The 19849-nt window shown below is 66.6% G+C and carries 17 protein-coding genes; 15 read left to right on the top strand and 2 right to left on the bottom strand.

Annotation, left to right across the window (positions count from 1 at the left end; all coding sequences use genetic code 11):
* Nucleotides 1-10 precede the first annotated feature (10 nt).
* The 6 genes from lpdA to NX778_RS09395 all read left to right on the top strand — a co-directional run bounded on the left by lpdA (nt 11) and on the right by NX778_RS09395 (nt 6774).
* A complete protein-coding gene (gene lpdA / locus NX778_RS09420) occupies nt 11-1813 on the top strand; it encodes a dihydrolipoyl dehydrogenase (protein ID WP_258811467.1) in 1803 nt (600 codons plus the stop codon).
* Between the two features lie 283 nt (nt 1814-2096).
* The gene (locus tag NX778_RS09415; RefSeq protein WP_258811466.1) at nt 2097-3455 is read left to right on the top strand and encodes a methyl-accepting chemotaxis protein; all 1359 of its coding nucleotides are present in this window, start codon (nt 2097-2099) and stop codon (nt 3453-3455) included.
* A gap of 120 nt (nt 3456-3575) precedes the next feature.
* On the top strand, nt 3576-4457 hold the full coding sequence (locus tag NX778_RS09410) for an NAD(P)-dependent oxidoreductase (RefSeq protein ID WP_258811465.1): 882 nt from the start codon (nt 3576-3578) through the stop codon (nt 4455-4457).
* 76 nt (nt 4458-4533) lie between these two features.
* Nucleotides 4534-5034 (top strand): periplasmic heavy metal sensor, encoded by a 501-nt coding sequence (locus NX778_RS09405; protein ID WP_258811464.1) that lies wholly within the window; start codon nt 4534-4536, stop codon nt 5032-5034.
* Nucleotides 5035-5048: 14 nt separating this feature from the next.
* Complete coding sequence (locus tag NX778_RS09400; RefSeq protein ID WP_258811463.1) at nt 5049-5762, top strand: winged helix-turn-helix domain-containing protein; 714 nt, start codon at nt 5049-5051, stop codon at nt 5760-5762.
* On the top strand, nt 5755-6774 hold the full coding sequence (locus NX778_RS09395) for a HAMP domain-containing sensor histidine kinase (protein ID WP_258811462.1): 1020 nt from the start codon (nt 5755-5757) through the stop codon (nt 6772-6774). Before NX778_RS09400 ends, NX778_RS09395 begins: the two co-directional genes overlap by 8 nt.
* Before the next feature lie 162 nt (nt 6775-6936).
* On the opposite strand, the gene NX778_RS09390 is transcribed toward NX778_RS09395, so the two are convergent.
* Together NX778_RS09390 and NX778_RS09385 are read right to left on the bottom strand one after the other, a co-directional pair.
* Nucleotides 6937-7122 (bottom strand): hypothetical protein, encoded by a 186-nt coding sequence (locus NX778_RS09390; protein ID WP_258811461.1) that lies wholly within the window; start codon nt 7120-7122, stop codon nt 6937-6939.
* A 126-nt stretch (nt 7123-7248) separates the two neighbouring features.
* A complete protein-coding gene (locus tag NX778_RS09385) occupies nt 7249-7905 on the bottom strand; it encodes a TetR/AcrR family transcriptional regulator (protein WP_258811460.1) in 657 nt (218 codons plus the stop codon).
* A gap of 111 nt (nt 7906-8016) precedes the next feature.
* On the opposite strand from NX778_RS09385, the gene NX778_RS09380 reads away from it, so the two are divergent.
* The 9 genes from NX778_RS09380 to NX778_RS09340 all read left to right on the top strand — a co-directional run bounded on the left by NX778_RS09380 (nt 8017) and on the right by NX778_RS09340 (nt 19834).
* Entirely contained in the window at nt 8017-9138 is a 1122-nt protein-coding gene (locus tag NX778_RS09380) for an HlyD family secretion protein (protein WP_258811459.1), read from the top strand.
* 8 nt (nt 9139-9146) lie between these two features.
* Nucleotides 9147-10742 (top strand): DHA2 family efflux MFS transporter permease subunit, encoded by a 1596-nt coding sequence (locus tag NX778_RS09375; protein ID WP_258811458.1) that lies wholly within the window; start codon nt 9147-9149, stop codon nt 10740-10742.
* 17 nt (nt 10743-10759) lie between these two features.
* On the top strand, nt 10760-12217 hold the full coding sequence (locus NX778_RS09370; protein WP_258811457.1) for an efflux transporter outer membrane subunit: 1458 nt from the start codon (nt 10760-10762) through the stop codon (nt 12215-12217).
* A gap of 233 nt (nt 12218-12450) precedes the next feature.
* Complete coding sequence (locus NX778_RS09365) at nt 12451-14145, top strand: DUF8614 domain-containing protein (RefSeq protein ID WP_258811456.1); 1695 nt, start codon at nt 12451-12453, stop codon at nt 14143-14145.
* A 256-nt stretch (nt 14146-14401) separates the two neighbouring features.
* Nucleotides 14402-15088: a hypothetical protein gene (locus NX778_RS09360; protein WP_258811455.1), complete on the top strand. Its 687-nt coding sequence runs from the start codon at nt 14402-14404 to the stop codon at nt 15086-15088.
* Nucleotides 15089-15202: 114 nt separating this feature from the next.
* Nucleotides 15203-16435 carry a BON domain-containing protein gene (locus NX778_RS09355; RefSeq protein ID WP_258811454.1) on the top strand — a complete coding sequence of 411 codons (1233 nt, stop codon included), beginning with the start codon at nt 15203-15205 and terminating at the stop codon, nt 16433-16435.
* A gap of 152 nt (nt 16436-16587) precedes the next feature.
* On the top strand, nt 16588-17427 hold the full coding sequence (locus NX778_RS09350; protein WP_258811453.1) for an HDOD domain-containing protein: 840 nt from the start codon (nt 16588-16590) through the stop codon (nt 17425-17427).
* A 275-nt stretch (nt 17428-17702) separates the two neighbouring features.
* Nucleotides 17703-19058, top strand: coding sequence for an NfeD family protein (locus NX778_RS09345; RefSeq protein ID WP_258811452.1), 1356 nt, complete (start codon nt 17703-17705; stop codon nt 19056-19058).
* Nucleotides 19059-19060: 2 nt separating this feature from the next.
* Entirely contained in the window at nt 19061-19834 is a 774-nt protein-coding gene (locus NX778_RS09340; RefSeq protein ID WP_258811757.1) for a slipin family protein, read from the top strand.
* The last annotated feature ends 15 nt before the right edge of the window (nt 19835-19849 follow it).

Below are 19849 nucleotides of genomic sequence, written 5' to 3'. Positions count from 1 at the left end.
GGAGCGCCGAATGAGCACAGTCGAAGTAAAAGTCCCTAATATCGGCGACTTCAAGGACGTCGAAGTCATCGAGCTGCTGGTCAAGCCGGGCGACACCATCAAGGTCGACCAGTCGCTGGTCACCGTCGAATCGGACAAGGCCAGCATGGAGATCCCCTCCAGCCACGCGGGCGTGGTCAAGGAGCTGAAGGTCAAGGTCGGCGACAAGATCAATGAAGGCAACGTCGTGCTGCTGATTGAAGAGGGCGCCGGCGCAGCCGCCGCTCCGGCCGCGGCCGCACCGGCGCCAGCCGCGCAGGCTCCGGCCCCGTCGGCCGCACCGGCGCCGGCGCCCGCCGCCGCTGCCCCGGCAGCGCCGGCTCCTGCAGCATCCAGCTACGCCGGCAAGGTCGACGTCGAATGCGAAATGATGGTGCTCGGCGCCGGGCCCGGCGGCTATTCGGCCGCCTTCCGCTCGGCCGACCTGGGCATGAACACGGTGCTGGTCGAGAAGTACGCGACCCTTGGCGGCGTGTGCCTGAACGTGGGCTGCATCCCGTCCAAGGCGCTGCTGCACGTGGCCGCCGTGATCGACGAGACGGCGCACATGGGCGACCACGGCGTTACCTTCGCCAAGCCGGACGTCGACATCGACAAGCTGCGCGGCTACAAGGACAGCGTCATCAAGAAAATGACCGGCGGCCTGGCCGGCATGGCCAAGGCGCGCAAGGTCAACGTGGTGCAGGGCGTCGGCCAGTTCGTCAGCCCGAACCACATCGAGGTGACCGCGGCAGACGGCAGCAAGAAAGTGGTCCAGTTCCAGAAGGCGATCATCGCCGCCGGCTCGGCCGTGGTGAAGCTGCCGTTCGTGCCGGAAGATCCGCGCATCGTCGACTCCACCGGCGCGCTCGAACTGCGCCAGGTGCCGAAGAAGATGCTGGTCATCGGCGGCGGCATCATCGGCCTGGAGATGGCGACCGTGTACTCCACGCTCGGCTCGCGCATCGACGTGGTCGAGATGATGGACGGCCTGATGCAGGGCGCCGACCGCGAGGCCGTCAAGGTCTGGCAGAAGCGTAACGAGTACCGCTTCGACCGCATCATGCTCAAGACGAAAACGGTCGGCGTGGAAGCGCTGCCGGAGGGGATCAAGGTCACCTTCGAAGCCGCCGAAGCCGGCGCCACCGCACCGGAACCGCAGCTGTACGACATGGTGCTGGTGGCCGTGGGCCGCTCGCCGAACGGCAAGAAGATCGCCGCCGACAAAGCCGGCGTGGCGGTGACCGACCGCGGCTTCATCAACGTCGACGGCCAGATGCGCACCAACGTCCCGCACATCTTCGCGATCGGCGACGTGGTCGGCCAGCCGATGCTGGCGCACAAGGCGGTGCATGAGGCCCACGTCGCGGCCGAAGCGGCGCATGGCGAGAAGGCCTGGTTCGACGCCAAGGTGATCCCGTCGGTGGCCTACACCGATCCGGAAGTGGCATGGGTCGGCATCACCGAAGACGAAGCCAAGGCCAAGGGCATCGCGGTCGAGAAGGGCCACTTCCCGTGGGCCGCGAGCGGCCGCGCGACGGCGAACGACCGCACTGAAGGTTTCACCAAGCTGCTGTTCGACGCCGAGACCCACCGCATCGTCGGCGGCACCATCGTCGGCACCGGCGCCGGCGACATGATCGGCGAGGTCGCGCTGGCGATCGAGATGGGCGCGGATGGTACCGACATCGGCAAGACCATCCACCCGCACCCGACGCTGGGCGAGTCGATCGGCATGGCGGCGGAAGCCTACGAAGGCGTCTGCACCGACCTGCCGCCGCCGCGCAAGCGTTGATCGGCGAAAGCAGTCAATACAAAACCGGGGCCAGGTGCCCCGGTTTTTTTGCTGTCTATGTAAAGTTTTGAAAAAGTTACCGTCGTTCCCGCGCAGGCGGAACGACGTAGCGATTTGCTCACGGCGTGCCCGCAAAAGGATGTGAATTTTCACCTGATGCAGAACGGCGACAGTCGCAATTATCACGGCACCAACAAACTTTACACGCTGCAATTTCTACTGCTAAGCTGGCCTAAGCTTTTGAGCAACAATTCACGGCCAAACATCAGTAGAGAGGGGAACGATGACGACCAGCGCAGCCAACAACCCGCAAGCGCATTTCGTCCGCGCAGACAAGATGTTCGTGCCGGTCTTATGGGCGCTCTTCCTGTTCACGATGGCGCTGGGTTTCAGCTTCGATTCGCTGGCCCTCGCCACGCTTCTTGGCGGGGCGATCGCCGCCGTGCCGACCGTCCTTGTCCTCGTCGCGCCGGGAAGCGTCGCCAGCCGCTACGCGGTCGGCATCGCGCTGATGCTGTTCTGCGCGCTGAACATCCAGCAGACCCACGGCCAGATCGAACTACACTTCGGTATCTTCGTGCTGCTCGCCTTCCTCGTGTGCTACCAGGACTGGGGCGTGGTCATTGCCGCGGCCGGCGTCGTCGCGGTGCACCACCTGTCCTTCAACTACCTGCAGCAGTGGGGCTATCCCACCATCTGCTTCGCCCACCCGGGGCTGGACCGTGTGCTGATCCACGCCGCCTACGTGGTGGTCGAGGCGGGCGTGCTGTCCTACCTGGCGGTACGCATGAAGCACGATTCGACGGCGGTGGTCGACAGCAGCGCGGCCTTGCAGGAGACCCTGGATACGATGCGCCACACCGCCGACAAGATCGCGCACGGCATGCAGCTGATCACGTCGGCCTCGGGCGATGTCGCCTCGGGCAATGCCACGGTGTCGTCCAGTGCCACGGCGCAGGCATCGAGCCTGGAGCACGCCACGGTCGCCATGAAAAGCCTGACCGACACCGTCAAGCAAAATGCCGATCACGCCGCGCTGGCCAATGAGCTGGTGTCGTCGGCATCGTCGGTGGCGCTGGCCGGCGGCGACGTCGTGTCGAACGTGGTCACCACCATGGCCTCGATCCGCGCGAGTTCGCGCAAGATCGAAGACATCATCGGGGTGATCGACGGGATCGCGTTCCAGACCAATATCCTCGCGTTGAACGCCGCCGTGGAAGCGGCGCGCGCCGGCGAGCAGGGGCGCGGATTCGCGGTCGTGGCGACCGAAGTGCGCAGCCTCGCGCACCGCAGCGCCCAGGCCGCGAAGGAAATCAAGCAGCTGATCGGCGACTCGGTCGGGCAGGTCGATGCCGGCAGCGAACTGGTGGACAAGGCCGGCCGCACCATGGAGCAGATCGTGCAGTCGGTGAAGCAGGTGGCCGAGATCATGGCCGCGATTTCGGTCGCCAGCCGCGACCAGCGCGACGGCATCGAGACCGTCAACCAGACCATCGTCGACGTCGAGCGGACCAACCGCCAGACTGTCGAGCTGGTGGAACAGAGTTCGCACGCCGCCGGCACCATGCACGCGCATGCGACTTCGGTGGCGCAAATCGTCAACGCGCTGCGCGGGGACAAGGCGGCGCTGCCCGCGCCTTGACGCCACCGCCGGCGCAACGAGGAACCGGGACCGCGTGTCCCGGTTTTTTATTTGCGTTGCCATGGTCCGCCCAATCCTGCTCTAATCCTGCGGAAGCGGCGTCGCCGCGCGGAGGATGACATGACGATTGGATTTATCGGGCTTGGCGGGATGGGGCGCGGCATGGCCGCCAACCTGCTGCGTGCGGGCGAGCCGCTGCTTGTGTGGAACCGCGGCCAGCAGCCGGTGCAGGAACTGGTCGCCAAGGGCGCGCAGGCTGCCGCAAGCCCGGCCGAAGCGGCGCGCGTCGACGTGCTGTTCACCATGCTGGCGGACGATGCGGCCACGCGCGCCGTGCTGTACGACGGCGGCGCGCTCGCTGCGATGCCGGCCGGCGCCATCCACGTGAACATGGCCACCGTATCGGTCGAGTTTGCGCGTGAGATGGAAAAGGCGCACGCCGAGCGCGGCATCGGCTACCTGGCTGCGCCGGTGCTGGGCCGGGTGGACGTGGCCGAAGCGGGCAAGCTGAATATCGTGGCCGCGGGGCCGGCACAGCTGATCGAGCGCGTGCAGCCGTATTTCGACCTGATGGGGCAGAAGACCTGGCGCTTCGGCGACACACCGGAGCAGGCCAACGCGGTCAAGCTTGGCGTCAATCTGGCGTTGATTTGTGCAATCGAAGCGATGGGCGAATCGTCGGCGCTGGCGGGCGCGTACGGCATCCCGTCCGGCGACTTTCTCGACCTGCTGACCAACACCCTGTTCGCCGGCTCGCCCGTGTACAAGGGCTATGGCGCGATGATCGGGCAGCAGCGCTACAGCCCGGCCGGGTTCAAGCTGACGCTGGGGCTCAAGGACGTGAACCTCGCGCTGGACGCCGCGCGGCCGAAGGGCGTGCTGGCGGCGTCCGGCCAGGCGGTACGCGACAACCTTCTGCGCGCGGTGGAGCAGGGGGACGGCGACCTCGACCTGGCTGCGCTTGCGAAGCAGTCGCTTGGCAAGCCGGCTGGCGCTTCATAAAACTTTACACGGCACACATCAGCCGGAAAAACGCCGGCCCTACAGTGGGAACACACCAACTCACTGAGGGTCAGCGATGAACACGAAGAACGAGACGAACACGAACCAATCTGCCGCACCGCGCTCGAAGCGCCGCTGGGCTGCGGCGGCGCTTGCCGTGGCGGCTGGCGCCGTCCTGACCGGCGTCGCTTTTGGCGGACAGGCCATGCATGGGCATCGCGGCCACATGCCGATGAGCCCAGCGGCCATGGATGCCCACATCAACCAGATGATCGAGCAGTGCGCCGCCGACGCCAGTGCGGACCAGAAGACGCGCCTGTCCGCCATCGCCAAGGCGGCCATGGCCGACGTGCGGGCCGCGCACGAGCAGCTGGACCAGGGCCACGCCCGCGCGCACGAGCTTCTGACGGCGGCGGTCATCGACCGCGGCGCGCTCGAACAAGTCCGCGCCGAGCAGATGCAGCGCATGGACTTCATCAGCCGGCGCGTGCTGGCGGCGGCCGAAGACGGGGCCGAGCTGCTCACCCCTGCCCAGCGGGCGAGCTGCGGCCAGCAGATGGGCAAGCTCATGCACTGAGGTATGATGCGCGCATGCTCCATCATGTCCTGATGATCGAAGACGACGAGCGGCTGGCCGGCATGGTGGCCGCTTACCTCGTGCCGCACGGTTTCGAGGTGCGGCACGCCGCCACCGCGCAAGCCGGCCTGGCCGCGCTGCAGCGTGATGGCGAGGGCGTCGAGCTGGTGCTGCTCGACCTGATGCTGCCGGATGCGGACGGACTGGACGTATGCCGCCAGATCCGCGCGCTCGCCGCGCCGCTGCGTTCGATCCCTGTCGTGATGTTGACCGCCAAGGGCGATCCCTTCGACCGCGTCGTCGGCCTCGAGATCGGCGCCGACGACTACCTCCCCAAGCCTTTCGAGCCGCGCGAACTGCTGGCGCGCCTGCGCGCCGTGCTGCGCCGTCCTCCGCTGGCGGTCGCAAGCCAGGAAGGACTGCTGCGCTTCGGCCGTCTTGAAATCGACCTCGGCGCGCGGCTGGTGCGCCTCGACGGCAGCGTGCGGCCGCTGACGGCCTACCAGTTCGACTTGCTGGTCGCGCTGGCCGAGCGGGCCGGCCGCGTGCTGTCGCGCGAACAGCTCATGGACGCCGTCAAAGGCGAGGCCTGCGATCCCTTCGACCGCTCGATCGACGTCCACATCGGCCGCCTGCGCGCCGCTATCGAGGACGACGCCAAACAGCCGCGCCGTATCGTGACCGTGCGCGGCGCCGGCTACGTGTTCGCCAAGGTGCAGGATGCCTGAAGCCGCGCCGCGCGGGCGCCTGCACGTCCGCATCTACCTCGCGCTGTTGGCCAGCCTGTTCGTGGCTACCCTCATGTTCGCGCTGGCACACCTGCGTTTCGATCCCATCAAGGCCGGCTATGCCGTGGTCGGCCCGCGCATGCATTTGATGGGGCTGGTGATGATGTTGAGCGTGATCGCACTGGTGGTCGCGATCGGCGCCTATCCCGTCATCCGCCGCCTGACCTCGCGCCTGGAGCGGCTGGAGCGCAGCGTCGACGCCTGGGGCAAGGGAGAGCTGTCGACCCGCGTCGCGGTGGAGGGTGACGACGAAGTGGCGCGGCTGGCGACCAGCTTCAATGATGCGGCGGCGCGGATCGAGACGCTGATGACGGCGCAGAAGTCGCTGCTGGCGAATGCCTCGCACGAGCTGCGCTCGCCGCTGGCGCGCATCCGCATGGCGGCCGAGCTGATGGCCGAAAAGGCGCCGCCCGCGATCGGCGCCGAACTGCGGCGCAACGTCGCGGAGCTCGACCAGTTGATCGACGAAGTGCTGCTCGCCAGCCGCCTCGATGCCGGCGGGCTTCCGGCGCCGTGCCGGGAAGAGGTCGACCTGGCCGGCCTGGTGGCCGAGGAGTGCGCGCGCGTGAATGCCGCGCTGGAGGCGCAGCCGCTGGTCCTCGATGGCGAGCCTAAGCTGCTGCGCCGGATGATCCGCAACCTGCTGGAAAACGCGGCGCGCTACGGCGGCGGTTCCGAAATCGAAGCCAGGCTGTCAGCTTCGGAAGGGATGGCGGTGCTGGACGTGTGCGATAGCGGCCCCGGGATCCCGGAAGCGGAACGCGAGCGGATCTTCGAGCCCTTCTACCGGATCGCCGGCGCCAGCGAAGCGGCCGGCGGCGTCGGCCTCGGCCTCGCCCTGGTGCGCCAGGTGGCGCGCCGTCACGGCGGCGACGCGCGATGTCTGCCAAATGGCGCGCGCGGCTGCTGCTTCAGGGTGACGCTGCCGCGTAAGCTCGCAAATACAGACTGACCGTCGTTCCGCGCAGGCGGGAACCCCATTACTCATGCAGACCACTGCGTTCGTTTTTCTCGCTGCGCGGGGAAAATGGGGGGGCCCGCCTGCGCGGGAACGACGGTATCTCAAAAAAAGCCGCCCGGCTTGCGCGGGGCGGCTCTTTTCCGACTCTGCTATTCAACTGTAACTGACAAACCGCTGCGGTATCTCGATATTGCCCGCCTGGGCCGCCGCCGCGTAGGCGCGCATCTCGGCCACCACCGCATCCAACTGCTCATTGCCCGGATTTTCCAGGAAACCTTTCATGCGCTCATGCAGGGCTGCCTGCTGATCGCGCCATTCGTAACGTGCCGATTTGCTCATGCTGCTTCCCCCCGGCGCACCGCTGTGATCTTGTTGTTGGTGTACATGACATCCTCCTCGAAAGAAACACAGTTTGCGCGCGCCGAGCTAAACGCTCCGTGCGATGCCTAACACAATTTCCGGCGCTCAAGCCTCGCGCAGCACCGCGCGGTAAAACAGGGACAGGCGTTCGTCCAGCGCACGCTGCAGTTCTTCCTTGCTCTGGGTGGGCGCCGGCGTGAGGAAGCGGATCAGGGGATCGCCATTGATGCAGGTGAGCAGGAAACCGGGCAGCATGTGGAAGGGCAGGTCTTCACGCAGCTGCGCGCGGATCTCCGAGCGGGCAAAATAACGGCTGAGCATGTCGCGCGTCGCGCCCGGGCCCGCATCCTGGAAAGCCTTGGCCAGTTCCGGGTTGGACGCCGCTTCCGCGATGACCACCCGCTGCAGGCTGATCGCTTCCGGCGCCTGCAGCAAGGTATGGAACTGGCGTGCGAAATCGTCAATCACCTCCTTGAAAGGACGCGGATCGGTGTCCATGTCCTGCACTTTGAAGAAGCGGTCCCGGCGGGACTGGATGACGGCGTTGAGCAGCCCGGCCTTGCCGCCGAACTTGACGTAGATGGTGCGCACCGCCACGTGGGCTTCGCGCGCGATGGCCTCCAGGCTGGTCTTGGTGTAGCCGTATTTGAGGAACAATGCGCCGGCGCACTCGATCAGGTCGTGCATGCGCGCAACGAGCTCGCAGGCCTTGGGCCGGCCGGCGGCCTTGGACGGGGAAATTTCTGGCGTAGAAGTACTCATGGCTCCAACTTTAGACCAAGCTCGAATGAAATGCAACCGTTTCATTTCTTGACTTCTGCCGAATCCTGTCCAATAATGCGCATAAACCATTTCATTTTTCGGAGTCGTTCCATGGCACAGACCCAAGCCGCAGGCGAGCACAAGAATCTTTCGGCGGTCCCGCCCGCTGCCCCTGGCGCAGCGCCGGCGGCGGCCGGCAAGACCCCGCCCAACATGCGGGTGCTGGGCGTGGTGGCCGTGATCGCGCTGGCCGCGCTGTTCGCGGGCGGCCGCATGTGGTATCGCAGCCACTATTTCGTCGAGACCGACAATGCTTACGTCACCGGCCACGTGCACCCGGTGTCCGCCCGCATCGGCGGGGTGGTCACGCGCGTGCTGGTGGAAGATAACCAGCTCGTCAAGGAAGGCGACACCATCGCCGAACTCGACCCGGCTGACCAGCACGTGCGCGTCGAACAGATCGAAGCGCAGATCGCCAGCGCCCAGCAGCAGGTGCTGCAGGCGGAAGCCCAGATCGCGCAGACCCGCGCCCAGGCCCAGGCCGCAGCCGCCCAGGTGACGCAGTCGCAGGCCCAGGCCCTGCGCGCACGCCAGGACGCCGAGCGTTTCAGCCAGTTGTACACCGACCAGATGAAGGCCGTGTCGAAGGCCGAAGTGGACGCCGCCATCGCCGCGCGCACCAGCGCCGCCGCCGACGTCGCTGCGCGCAAGGATGCTGCCGCGGCCGCGCAGGCCCAGGTGGGCGCTGCCGGTTCGGCGCGCGATGTGCTCAAGGCGCAAATCAAGGTGCTGCAGGCGCAGCTGAAGGACGCCCAGCAGCAGCTCGGCTACAACAAGATCGTGGCGCCGGTGGCGGGCCGCATCGGCAAGCGCAGCGTGGAAGTGGGCGCGCGCGTGCAGCCGGGCCAACAGCTGGCCGCGATCGTGCAGAACAATGTGTGGGTGGTCGCCAACTTCAAGGAGACCCAGCTTGCCGGCCTGAAGCCGGGCCAGGCCGTGAACCTGGAAGTGGACGCGCTCCCGGGCCAGAAGCTGGTCGGCCACGTCGACAGCTTCTCGCCGGCGTCGGGCAACCAGTTCGCGCTGCTCCCGGCCGATAACGCCACCGGCAACTTCACCAAGATCGTGCAGCGCGTGCCGGTCAAGATCACGCTCGACCCGGCCGACATCCAGCGCTTCGACGGCCGCCTGGTGCCGGGTGAATCGGTCGTGGCCGAAGTGCCGCTCAAGTAAGGACTTCCATGGCCTCCGACAAGCAGCCGACGCCGGTCCCGGGCGCGCCGCCCAACGGCGCCAAGGTCCCCGCGCGCACCTGGATCGCGGTCGCCGCCGGCATGCTCGGCGCGTTCATGGCGGTGCTCGACATCCAGATCACCAACTCCTCGCTCAAGGACATCCTGGGCACCCTGGCGGCGACGCAGGAAGAGGGCTCGTGGATCTCCACCGCCTACCTGTGCGCGGAGATCGTGGTGATCCCGATGACCGCGCTGTTCACCCGCGCATTCGGCGCGCGCCGCTACCTGATCGGCACCACCGCGCTGTTCCTGCTGTTCTCGACGCTGTGCGGCGCGGCCTGGAACCTGCCGAGCATGATCGTGTTCCGCATGCTGCAGGGTTTCACCGGCGGCGCGCTGATCCCGATGGCGATGACGCTGGTGATGACGCGCCTGCCGGCTAGCAAGCGCGCCGTGGGATTCGCGATCTTCGGCCTGACCGCGACGCTGGCGCCGGCCATGGGCCCGACGCTGGGCGGCTACTTGACCGATCTCTACGGCTGGCCGTCGATCTTCTACATCAACTGGGTGCCCGGAGTGCTGCTCATCGCCGGCATGGTGTGGGGAATGGACCCGGAGCCGACCGACATCCCCTCGCTGGTCACCGCCGACTGGCTCGGCATCAGCATGATGGCGATCGGCCTGGGCAGCCTGACCATCTTCCTGGAAGAGGGCAACAGCAAGGACTGGTTCGATTCGCAGTTCATCATCACTTTCGCGGCGCTGGCGCTGTTCGGCATCCTGGCTTGGGTGGCGCTGAGCTTTTCGCGGCAAAAATCGTTCGTGAACCTGAACCTGTATGGCCAGCGCAACTTCCTGGTCGCGACCGCGCTGTCGGCGGTGATCGGCATGGGCTTGTACGGCTCGTCCTTCCTGCTGCCGCTGTACCTTGGCCAGATCGCCAACTACACGCCGATGCAGATCGGCGAGGTGATCGCCTGGATGGGCTTTCCGCAGCTGTTCGTAATGCCGATTGCGGCGGCGCTGTCGTCGAAGGTGGACAACCGCATCATGTGCACTTTCGGCCTGCTGCTGTTTGGCGGCTCGTGCGTGATGAACGCTTTCATGGATGCGTCCACCGGCTACGACCAGCTGATCGTGACGCAGGTGATCCGCGCGATCGGCCAGCCCTTCGTGATGCTGACGCTGTCGAACTTCGCGATGCAGGGCGTGCAGCCCAAGGACATGTCGTCGGCCTCGAGCCTGTTCAACATGACCCGTAACCTCGGCGGCTCGATCGGCATCGCGCTGCTGGCCACCGCGCTGACCAACCGCGAGCACTTCCATTCGGCGCGCCTCGGCGAGTCGGTGTCGAACTACGCGCTGCCCACGCAGCAGCGGCTGGACCAGCTGACCCAGGCATTCATCAGCAACGGCATCGACCCGGCCGGCGCGGCCGACAAGGCGCTGCGCGTGGTCGACAACCTGGTGCGGCGCGAATCGTATGTGATGGCGTACAACGACGGCTTCCTGATCGTTGGGCTGGTGCTGATCGGTTCGATCGCAGCGGTCTGGCTGGCGGACAAAGTGAAGTCGCCGGGCGGCGCTTCGGGCGCGCATTGATTTGGAGTGAAGAAGACATGATCAAACCTTTTGTTCAAGGCGCACTCGCGCTGGCGGTAGCGGCGGCGCTCACCGGTTGCGGCACGGTCGGCAAGGACTTCGTCGCACCGCAGGGCATCGACAACCCGGCCTGGCGCCACGCCGCTGCGCAAAGCGATACTGCGCGCCTGCCCGCCGCTTGGTGGACCGTGTTCGGCGACGACACGCTCAACACCCTGGAACAGCGCGCACTGCGCGACAATCCCGGCGTCCTGGCCAGCGCCCAGCGGCTGCTGCAGGCGCAGTCGCAGCTCGGCGTGACGCGCGCCTCCGCGCTGCCGCAGGTGTCGGTGGGTGCAGGCGTGTCGAACTCGCGCACCTCGGCGGAGACGCCGCAGGGGGCCGCGCTCGGCCACCGTTCGATCACCGGTAACCAGTACACGGCCGGCGCTTCGCTGTCGTGGGAACTGGACCTGTGGGGCCGTGTGCGGCGCGTGGTCGAGGCGGCGGATGCGCAGGCGCTGGCGGCGCAATATGACCGTGACGGCGTGCTGCTGATGTTGTCCGGCCAGGTCGCCAGCGCCTACTGGCAGCTGCGCGGGCTGGATGCAGAAATGGCGGTCCTGCGCGATGCGCTGGGCAGCCGCAAGGAGGCGCAGCAATTGGTCGAGGCGCGCTTCAACGCCGGCCTGACCAACGAGCTGGATGTGTCGCGGGCGCGGGTCGAACGGGCTAACGCGGAAGCGGATTTGCAGGAAGTGCAGCGCCAGCGCAACCAGGTCGAGCACGGTCTGGCGGTACTGGTCGGCGCATCGCCGAGCGTGCCTCTGGTGGCGGCGCTCGACAGCGTGAAGCTGCCGCAACCGCCGGCGATCCCGGTCGGCGTGCCGGCGACGGTACTGTCGCAGCGTCCTGACCTGGCCGAAAGCGTGGCGGGGCTGCGCGCATCGAATGCGCAGATCGGCGTGGCGGAGGGCGCCTTCTATCCGTCGGTCTCGCTGACCGGTAATTTTGGCTACGCTTCGGAGAGCCTGCGCGATATCACCTCGGCGGGCGCGCGCCAGTTCTCGGTGGGGCCGCTGGCCTTGTCGCTGCCGATCTTCGATGGCGGGCGCAATCGCGCCAACCTGGCGCTGGCCAAGTCGCGCTACGACGAAGCGGTGGCGAACCACAAAGGCCGCCTGCTGACGGCGCTGCGTGAAGTGGAAGATGCGTTGTCCGACGTGGAGCAGCGCCAGAAGCAGGGTGCGGTGCAGGACGAAGCGCGCCAGGCCGCGGAACGCGCGCTGCTGGTGGCGCAGACGCGATACCAGCGCGGCGTGTCGACCTATCTGGACGTGACGGATGCGCAGCGCAGCGCGCTGCAGGCGGAACGTGCGGGAGCGCAGATTGCGACGCAGCGCTTGCTGGCCGCGGTGGCGGTGGCGCGCTCGCTGGGTGGTGGCTGGACGGCGCAGGCGTCCTCGCCGGCGGTGGCGCAGGCTGACGCCAAATAAAAGTAACCGTCGTCCCCGCGCAGGCGGATCAATGCCCCGGTATTGATCCCCCATAGACCGCGTGATCGGTCGAAGAAGCGCCGGTATCCGGCACGCTCAGTATGGGTCCCCGCCTCCCGCGGGGACGACGTTTTGGCGAGAGCGGCAACGCTCCGCATACAGACGTTGTCATGACGTTTATTTGCCTCGTGGTTGGGATTACAATTCCACCGTTCTCACCCACCCGAGGCCCCATGAACAAACTCTTCGCTCCCGTCGTGCTGGCAGCAGCCGCCAGCACCGCCTTCGCCGCCACGCCGGACGTCCAGCAGCTGAACACGATGGCCAGCCGCTTCGCGCCGATCAACTTGAACGCCGATACCTCGGCCCTGTCCCCTGGCGACCGCACCGCCATCGAGAAGCTGATCGAAGCGGCGAAGATCGTCGACACCCTCCAGCTGCGCCAGCGCTGGTCCGGGAACGAGACTGTCTGGGCCGCGCTGCAGAAGGAAGCGTCCCCGCTCGGCGCCGCGCGCAAGAACTACTTCTGGATCAACAAGGGGCCGTGGTCGATCATCGACGATAACAAGTCCTTCATGCCGGCCGAGTACGCGGGCATCCAGATCCCGGCCGCCAAGCCGCCCGGCGCCAATTTCTACCCGGCCGGCGCGACCAAACAGGAACTGGAAGCGTGGATGAACTCCCTGCCGCCGAAGGACAAGGAGCAGGCCGAGTGGTTCTACACCGTGATCCGCAAGGGCCAGGACGGCAAGTTCAAGGTCGTGAAGTACTCCGACGAATACAAGCCGGAGCTGGAGAAGCTGGCCAAGCTGCTGCGCGAAGCCGCATCCGCAACCGGAAACGCCTCGCTCAAGAAATTCCTCAACCTGCGCGCGGATGCCTTCCTGTCCAACGACTACCGCGCCTCGGATTTCGCGTGGATGGACCTGGACTCGCCGGTGGACGTCACCATTGGCCCGTACGAGACCTATAACGACGAGCTGTTCGGCTACAAGGCTGCGTTCGAGGCCTACGTGAACATCCGCGACGCCAAGGAAACCGCGAAGCTCAACTTCTTCGGCAAGCATATGCAGGAGCTGGAGAACAACCTGCCGCTCGATCCCAAGTACCGCAATCCGAAGGTGGGCGCGCTGGCGCCGATGGTGGTGGTGAACGAGGTGTATGGCGCCGGCGACGGCAATATGGGCGTGCAGACCGCCGCCTACAACCTGCCCAACGATGAGGTGGTGATCAGCAAGCGCGGCTCCAAGCGCGTGATGCTGAAGAACGTGCAGGAGGCAAAGTTCGATTCCACGCTCAAGCCGATCACCAGGCTGGTGCTGCGTCCGCAGGACCAGAAGGACCTCGACTTCAATTCCTTCTTCACCCACATCCTCGCGCACGAGATCACGCACGGCCTCGGGCCGCACATCACGCACCACGGCGACAAGGCATCGACGCCGCGCCAGGATTTGAAGGATGCGTATTCGACCATCGAGGAAGCGAAAGCCGACATCACCGGCCTGTGGGCGCTGACCTATATGATGGACAAGGGCCAGCTGAAGGACACGCTGGGGCAGGGCGAGGCGGCCGAGCGTAAACTGTTTAACACGTTTCTGGCCTCGGCCTTCCGCACGCTGCATTTCGGCCTGACCGACTCGCACGCGCGCGGCATGGCGATTCAGATGAACTTCCTGCTCGATCACGGCGGCTTCGTGTCGCACGGGGACGGGACGTTCTCGGTGGACTTCAAGAAGATCAAGCAGGCGGTGGCGGATCTCGACCGTGAGTTCCTGACGATCGAGGCGACCGGCGATTACGCGCGGGCGCAGGCGCTGATGAGCAAGTACGTGGTGATCCGGCCGGATGTGCAGAAGGCGCTGGACAAGATGAACAAGGTGCCGAACGATATCAAGCCGGCGTTCACGACTGCGGCTTCCTTGAAATAAGCAAACTCCGTCGTTCCCGCGCAGGCGGGGACCCAAGCTGAGCTAGTGGGCCTGCGGTGATCGTAGATTCGACTTCTCACAGTGTCTATGGGTCCCCGCCTGCGCGGGAACGACGGTTTTTAAGCTAGCTAAAGAACTAGCGTGCATTCCTGACACACTTGCCCTCTTTTCCACAACGAAAAATATACCTGCTCGCAGGGTCCTCCGCGACCGTAGAATTGCCAATAGGCATTCAGTACCATCCCGGAGACCTACGATGTACAAGTACTTCCTCGTCCCGCTGCTACTGGCGGCGTCCACCGTCTCCGCCGCCGAACTGACCGAGCAGGAAACCATCTGGCTGCGCGCCGCCGGCCCGGTCCTGTCCTACGCGCAGCAGCTGAACCTTCCCATCGATATCGTGGTCCAACCGCAGGCCAAGGCAGGCGACGTGCCGCTGGCGATGGGCTTCGCGGATCAGCGCTGCAAGCTGGTGCTGTCGCTGCGCGGCAATCCCGGTGCGGAGAAGGTACTGTCCGGCGTGCCGGCCGAAGCGCGCGGCGAACTGATCGAAGCAATGGCCGCGCACGAGATCGGCCACTGCTGGCGCTACGCGCAAGGCGCCTGGCATTCGCTGCCGGCCGGTTTCGTCGAGGTTGGCGTGCAGACCGCGTCCGACCCGTCGCTGCTGGTCGCCGCCAAACAGATGCGCGAGACCCGGCGCGAAGAAGGCTATGCCGATCTCGTCGCCCTGGCCTGGACCCGGCACCGCCATCCGCAAGACTATGGCCGCATCTACGGCTGGCTGGAATCGGTCCGCTGCGACCAGGCTGTGCCGGGGGGCAGCCACGATACCCGCGCCTGGGTGGCCCTGGCGCGCAACGGCGCCATCTTCGGCCCGGACAGTGCGCCGTTCGAGGACGCGCTGCCGCTGTGGCGCAAAGGACTGCTTACCGACAACTGAGCAGTCCGGCCACGCGGAGTGGTTTCTTCGACAAGTGTTCGGTGTCGCACAGATGGTACTGAGCGGCGGGCGTTAAATCTTGCTACCAACAACATTGACGCAGGGGACCCGCACATGAAACCGTTCATTGCAGCTCTGCTGGCGACCGCCGCCGGCTCCAGTTTTGCATTTGCACCGACCGCAGCGCTGAATCACGACCCGGCCGCTTACCGCGCCATGACCCAAAAGGCTGCCGCCGAGTACAAGATTGCTTCTGCCAAATGCAACAGCATGAGCGGCAATGACAAGGACGTCTGCATGGCCGAAGCAAAGGCGGAGCGCACCCGCACCGAGGCCGACGCGCTGGCCAAGTACAGCCGCACCGAGGAAAGCCAGTCGAAGGCCCGCGCCCGCGTGGCCGACGCCGACTTCGCGGTGGCCAAGGCAAAGTGCGGCGCGATGAGCGGCGCCGACAAGGACAACTGCATCAACAACGCGCGCTCGGTGCACACGGCCGCGCTGGCGGATGCGAAGTCGAAGGTCGGCGCGACCGGCGCGAGCGGTAGCGGCCAGACCGCCAGCGGCGGCGATACCACCGCACGAGCGGCGGACAAGTGCGCGCAAGCGGGCGGCGATGCGCGCACGGGTTGCCTGGTCCAGACCAAACCGTCGCCGGTTGCCGATGCCGCCGCCAGCGCCGGCGAGCGCACCCGCGAAGCCACCGCCGACGCCGCCGACAAATCGCACGAAGCCGGCGAGCGCGCCCGCGTTGCCACTGCCAACGCCACCGAGAAGACCAAGGTGGCCGCCGCCAACGTTGCCGAGAAGACGAAGGAGCTGGCACAGGCCACGGTGGAAAAGACCAAGGAGGTAGCCCATACCGTCGCCCGCAAGACGGAGAACGCAATGGACCGGGCCGGCGAGAAGAGCCGCGAGGTTGCCTCGAATGCGGCACAAAAGACGGAGCGCACGATGGACACGGCGGGCGACAAGACCCGCCACGCCGCCTCGACTGCGGCTCGCAAGACCGAAAACGCGATGGACAGGGCTGGCGAGAAGACGCGCGACACCGCGTCTACCGCTGCGGACAAAGCTGACAACGCCAAGGACAAGGCGGCCCGCGACAGCCGCGTGGCGGCCAACGAAACCGGCCGCGTCGCGTCCGACAGCGCCATCACCACCAAGGTCAAGGCTGAGCTGTTCGTCGAGCCGAACCTGAAATCGATGGGCATCCACGTCAAAACCGAGGAGGGCGTGGTGATGCTGAGCGGCTTCGTCGATTCCAAGGCCGACGCCGACCGGGCGGTCGAAGTGGCGAAAGACGTGGAGGGTGTCACCAGCGTGAAAAGCGCGATCAAGGTCAAGTGAGCGGCGCGCGGCCGGCGCGGTCGCGCGAGTATGTCACCGCGTGACACATATTGTCGTGCAGCGCCCACGGTTCCGATTTTTTTTGCGTCGCAGCGCGACTTCGCGCCGCGCCGGTTAGCTCAAGCGTTCGCTGGCACCGTATAATTTGCCACGTGAACAGAATAGAAGCTTTTGGATATATCGCCGCCCAGGCCGCCCGCGGCGATATCATCTTCCCGACCAGCGTGAACGCTGTCCTGCGCCTGCAACTGGCGCTGGAGGACCCTGATTGCCATCTCGAAGATGCGATCCGGCTGGTGCTGGGCGAACCGCAACTTGCCGCCCGCACCGTGGCGCTGGCCAATACCGCTGCCTATAACCGCGGCGGCGGCCCGGCCATTACGAACGTTCGTGCTGCAGTGTCGCGCATCGGCTACCGCCGCCTGCAGGCGCTGGTCGCCAGCCTGGTGGTGCGCCAGTTCGGCAGCCGCATCGTCGATCCGCGCCTGCGCGCCAAGGTCGAGCAGCTGTGGGAGCACACCGCCCACGTGGCCGCGCTGGCCGAGGCATTCGCGCGCCGCGTCACCTTCGTCAATCCCGATACCGCGCTGTTCTCCGGCATCGTGCATGAAGTCGGCGGCTTCTACCTGCTGTCGCGCGCCGACGAATTCCCTGGCCTGCTGGATGACGATCCCGAGAAATGGGCCGAGCTGTGCGAGGACGTGGTCAGCCGCGAGGTGCTGCGCAAGCTGGCGGTGCCGGAGCCGGTGGCCGAAGCCATCGTCCAGGTGCGCGGCGCCTGGCTGAACATGCCGCCTGACAGCCTCACCGACACCCTGCTGCTGGCGAACCAGTATTCGCCGGTGCCGTCCCCGCTCGGCACGCCGATGCCACCGCCGCCGGCGCACGCCGACAGCGCGCTCGACTTCGTGCTCGACGAAGAAACCCTGCGCGAGATCCAGGAAGAGGCGGCTGAAGTCTACCAGTCGATGGACGGGCCGTCGCTGGCCTGACGGCGTCAGGTTTCCCTTCAAAGAAGATCCACGGTCGCCCCGGCGCAGGCGGATCAATGCCCCCGGCATTGATCCCCCATGCTGAGCCTCCTGGCACGCGCCCTATGGGGCCCGGCCTGCGCCGGGAGTCGTTTCCGGCAGTGCCGGGAAGTCGTTTCCAGCAGTGCTGGAAACGACGGTCTTCAAACATATCCTTTGCCAATTCGACAGCCTTGTCCTAATCTGCATGGTGACGCCTCCGCGTTGGGGCGTCCATCCCATTGTGGAGAGGGCGAATGATCCGATCGGCTTCGTCCAGACTGGCGTTGACACTGCTTGCCGCGCTCGCTGCGGCATGCCTGTGTGTGCTCGCGCCCGCCGCGCCAGCGCCGGCCATACATCCCGCGCCGGTCGTCACGCTCACCGTGGACGGCGCCATCGGTCCCGCCAACGCCAGCTATCTTGCGACTGGCATCTCCAATGCCGCGCGCGCCGGCGCCCAACTGGTCGTGATCGAAATCGACACCCCCGGCGGCCTGGACACCTCCATGCGCGCCATCATCCGCGCCATTCTCACCGCGCCGATGCCGGTCGCCTGCTACGTCGCGCCGAGCGGCGCGCGCGCGGCCAGCGCCGGCACCTACATCCTCTACGCCTGCCACATCGCGGCCATGGCCCCCGGCACCAACCTGGGTGCGGCGACGCCGGTGGCGGTCGGCCCGGGCGGCGTCGCCGACAAGCAGGCCACGCCGTCCGCGATGGAGCACAAGCAGATGAACGACGCCGCCGCCTACATCCGCGGCCTGGCCCAGCTACGCGGCCGCAATGCCGACTGGGCTGAACGCGCCGTGCGCGAGGCGGTGAGCCTGTCGGCGGACGAGGCGCTGAAGGAACACGTGGTCGATTACGTGGCGCCCGACCTGCCACGGCTGCTGGCGCTGCTCGACGGCCGCAGCGTCGCCGTGTCCGGCCAGGCGCGGGTGCTGCACACCGCCGGCGCTCCGGTCGAGAACGAGCCGCCCAACTGGCGCACCCGGCTGCTGGCCGCGATCACCACCCCCAGCCTCGCGCTGATCCTGGTGACGGTCGGGGTCTATGGCCTGATCTTCGAATTCATGAGCCCCGGCGCGATCGCGCCCGGCGTCACCGGCACCATCTGCCTGCTGCTCGGGCTCTACGGCCTGCAGCTGCTGCCGGTGAACTACTCGGGGCTGGCGCTGATCATGCTCGGGATCGCGTTCATGGTCGCGGAAGCCTTCCTGCCCACCTTCGGCGCCATCGGCGTGGGCGGCGTGATCGCCTTCGTCATCGGCGCGCTGCTGCTGTTCGATACCGGCGCGCCCGGCTTCGGTATCCCGCTGGCGGTGGTGGCGACAGTCGGCGTGCTGGCCGCGCTGCTGGTGTTCGGCACCGTCAGCGTCGCCCTGCGTTCGCGCCGCAGGAAGCCTGTCACCGGGGCCGAAGCGCTGGTCGGCAGCACCGGCGAGATGCTCGACGACGCCGCCCGCGATGGCTGGGCCAACATTGGCGGCGAGACCTGGCGCGTGACCACGGCCACGCCGCTCCTGCGTTCACAGCGCATTCGCGTGCTGGCCCGGCGCGGAGCGGTGCTGGAGGTCGCACCGGAAGACAACCCTGCACAAGGAGCATGACCATGCTGTTCCAGTTCGGCTTTTCATTCGGCTTTTTGGTGATCATCCTGGCGGTGCTGCTGGCGTCGTCGGTGCGCATCCTGCGCGAGTATGAGCGCGGCGTCGTGTTCCAGCTCGGCCGCTTCTGGGCCGTGAAGGGGCCCGGGCTGTTCATCCTGATCCCGGTGCTGCAGCAGATGGTGCGGGTCGACCTGCGCACCATCGTGCACGACGTGCCCAAGCAGGACGTCATCTCGCGCGACAACGTGTCCGTGCGCGTGAGCGCGGTGCTGTACTTCCGCGTGATCGATCCGGCCAAGGCCATCATCCAGGTCGCGAACTTCTTCGAAGCCACCAGCCAGCTGGCGCAGACCACGCTGCGCTCGGTGCTGGGCAAGCACGAACTGGACGAAATGCTGGCCGAGCGCGAACGGCTGAACATCGATATCCAGCACGTGCTGGACGCGCAGACCGACGCCTGGGGCATCAAGGTCGCCAATGTCGAGATCAAGCATGTCGACCTGGACGAATCGATGGTGCGCGCCATCGCGCGCCAGGCCGAGGCCGAGCGCGAGCGGCGCGCCAAGGTGATCCATGCTGAAGGCGAACTGCAGGCGTCGGAAAAGCTGATGCAGGCGGCGCAGGTGCTGGCGCGGCAGGGCGGGGCGATGCAGCTGCGCTACCTGCAGACGCTATCCGCCATCGCGAGCGACAAGACCGCAACCATCGTGTTCCCGCTGCCGCTGGAGATGCTGCAGTCGTTCGTGCGCAGCGAGGGTGGCGACAGCAAAGCCTAGCGCGTCGTTCCGAGG

It is taken from the genome of Massilia terrae, from assembly GCF_024753145.1.
Lineage (GTDB): Bacteria > Pseudomonadota > Gammaproteobacteria > Burkholderiales > Burkholderiaceae_D > Telluria > Telluria terrae.
Note: the sequence above shows the minus strand (reverse complement) of the source record. Positions and strands in the feature narration are given on the sequence as shown.

Coding starts and splice junctions, on each gene's coding strand:
- lpdA (WP_258811467.1), top strand. CDS start 11: ATGAGCACAGTCGAAGTAAAAGTCCCTAATATCGGCGACTTCAAGGAC.
- NX778_RS09415 (WP_258811466.1), top strand. CDS start 2,097: ATGACGACCAGCGCAGCCAACAACCCGCAAGCGCATTTCGTCCGCGCA.
- NX778_RS09410 (WP_258811465.1), top strand. CDS start 3,576: ATGACGATTGGATTTATCGGGCTTGGCGGGATGGGGCGCGGCATGGCC.
- NX778_RS09405 (WP_258811464.1), top strand. CDS start 4,534: ATGAACACGAAGAACGAGACGAACACGAACCAATCTGCCGCACCGCGC.
- NX778_RS09400 (WP_258811463.1), top strand. CDS start 5,049: ATGCTCCATCATGTCCTGATGATCGAAGACGACGAGCGGCTGGCCGGC.
- NX778_RS09395 (WP_258811462.1), top strand. CDS start 5,755: ATGCCTGAAGCCGCGCCGCGCGGGCGCCTGCACGTCCGCATCTACCTC.
- NX778_RS09390 (WP_258811461.1), bottom strand. CDS start 7,122: ATGAGCAAATCGGCACGTTACGAATGGCGCGATCAGCAGGCAGCCCTG.
- NX778_RS09385 (WP_258811460.1), bottom strand. CDS start 7,905: ATGAGTACTTCTACGCCAGAAATTTCCCCGTCCAAGGCCGCCGGCCGG.
- NX778_RS09380 (WP_258811459.1), top strand. CDS start 8,017: ATGGCACAGACCCAAGCCGCAGGCGAGCACAAGAATCTTTCGGCGGTC.
- NX778_RS09375 (WP_258811458.1), top strand. CDS start 9,147: ATGGCCTCCGACAAGCAGCCGACGCCGGTCCCGGGCGCGCCGCCCAAC.
- NX778_RS09370 (WP_258811457.1), top strand. CDS start 10,760: ATGATCAAACCTTTTGTTCAAGGCGCACTCGCGCTGGCGGTAGCGGCG.
- NX778_RS09365 (WP_258811456.1), top strand. CDS start 12,451: ATGAACAAACTCTTCGCTCCCGTCGTGCTGGCAGCAGCCGCCAGCACC.
- NX778_RS09360 (WP_258811455.1), top strand. CDS start 14,402: ATGTACAAGTACTTCCTCGTCCCGCTGCTACTGGCGGCGTCCACCGTC.
- NX778_RS09355 (WP_258811454.1), top strand. CDS start 15,203: ATGAAACCGTTCATTGCAGCTCTGCTGGCGACCGCCGCCGGCTCCAGT.
- NX778_RS09345 (WP_258811452.1), top strand. CDS start 17,703: ATGATCCGATCGGCTTCGTCCAGACTGGCGTTGACACTGCTTGCCGCG.
- NX778_RS09340 (WP_258811757.1), top strand. CDS start 19,061: ATGCTGTTCCAGTTCGGCTTTTCATTCGGCTTTTTGGTGATCATCCTG.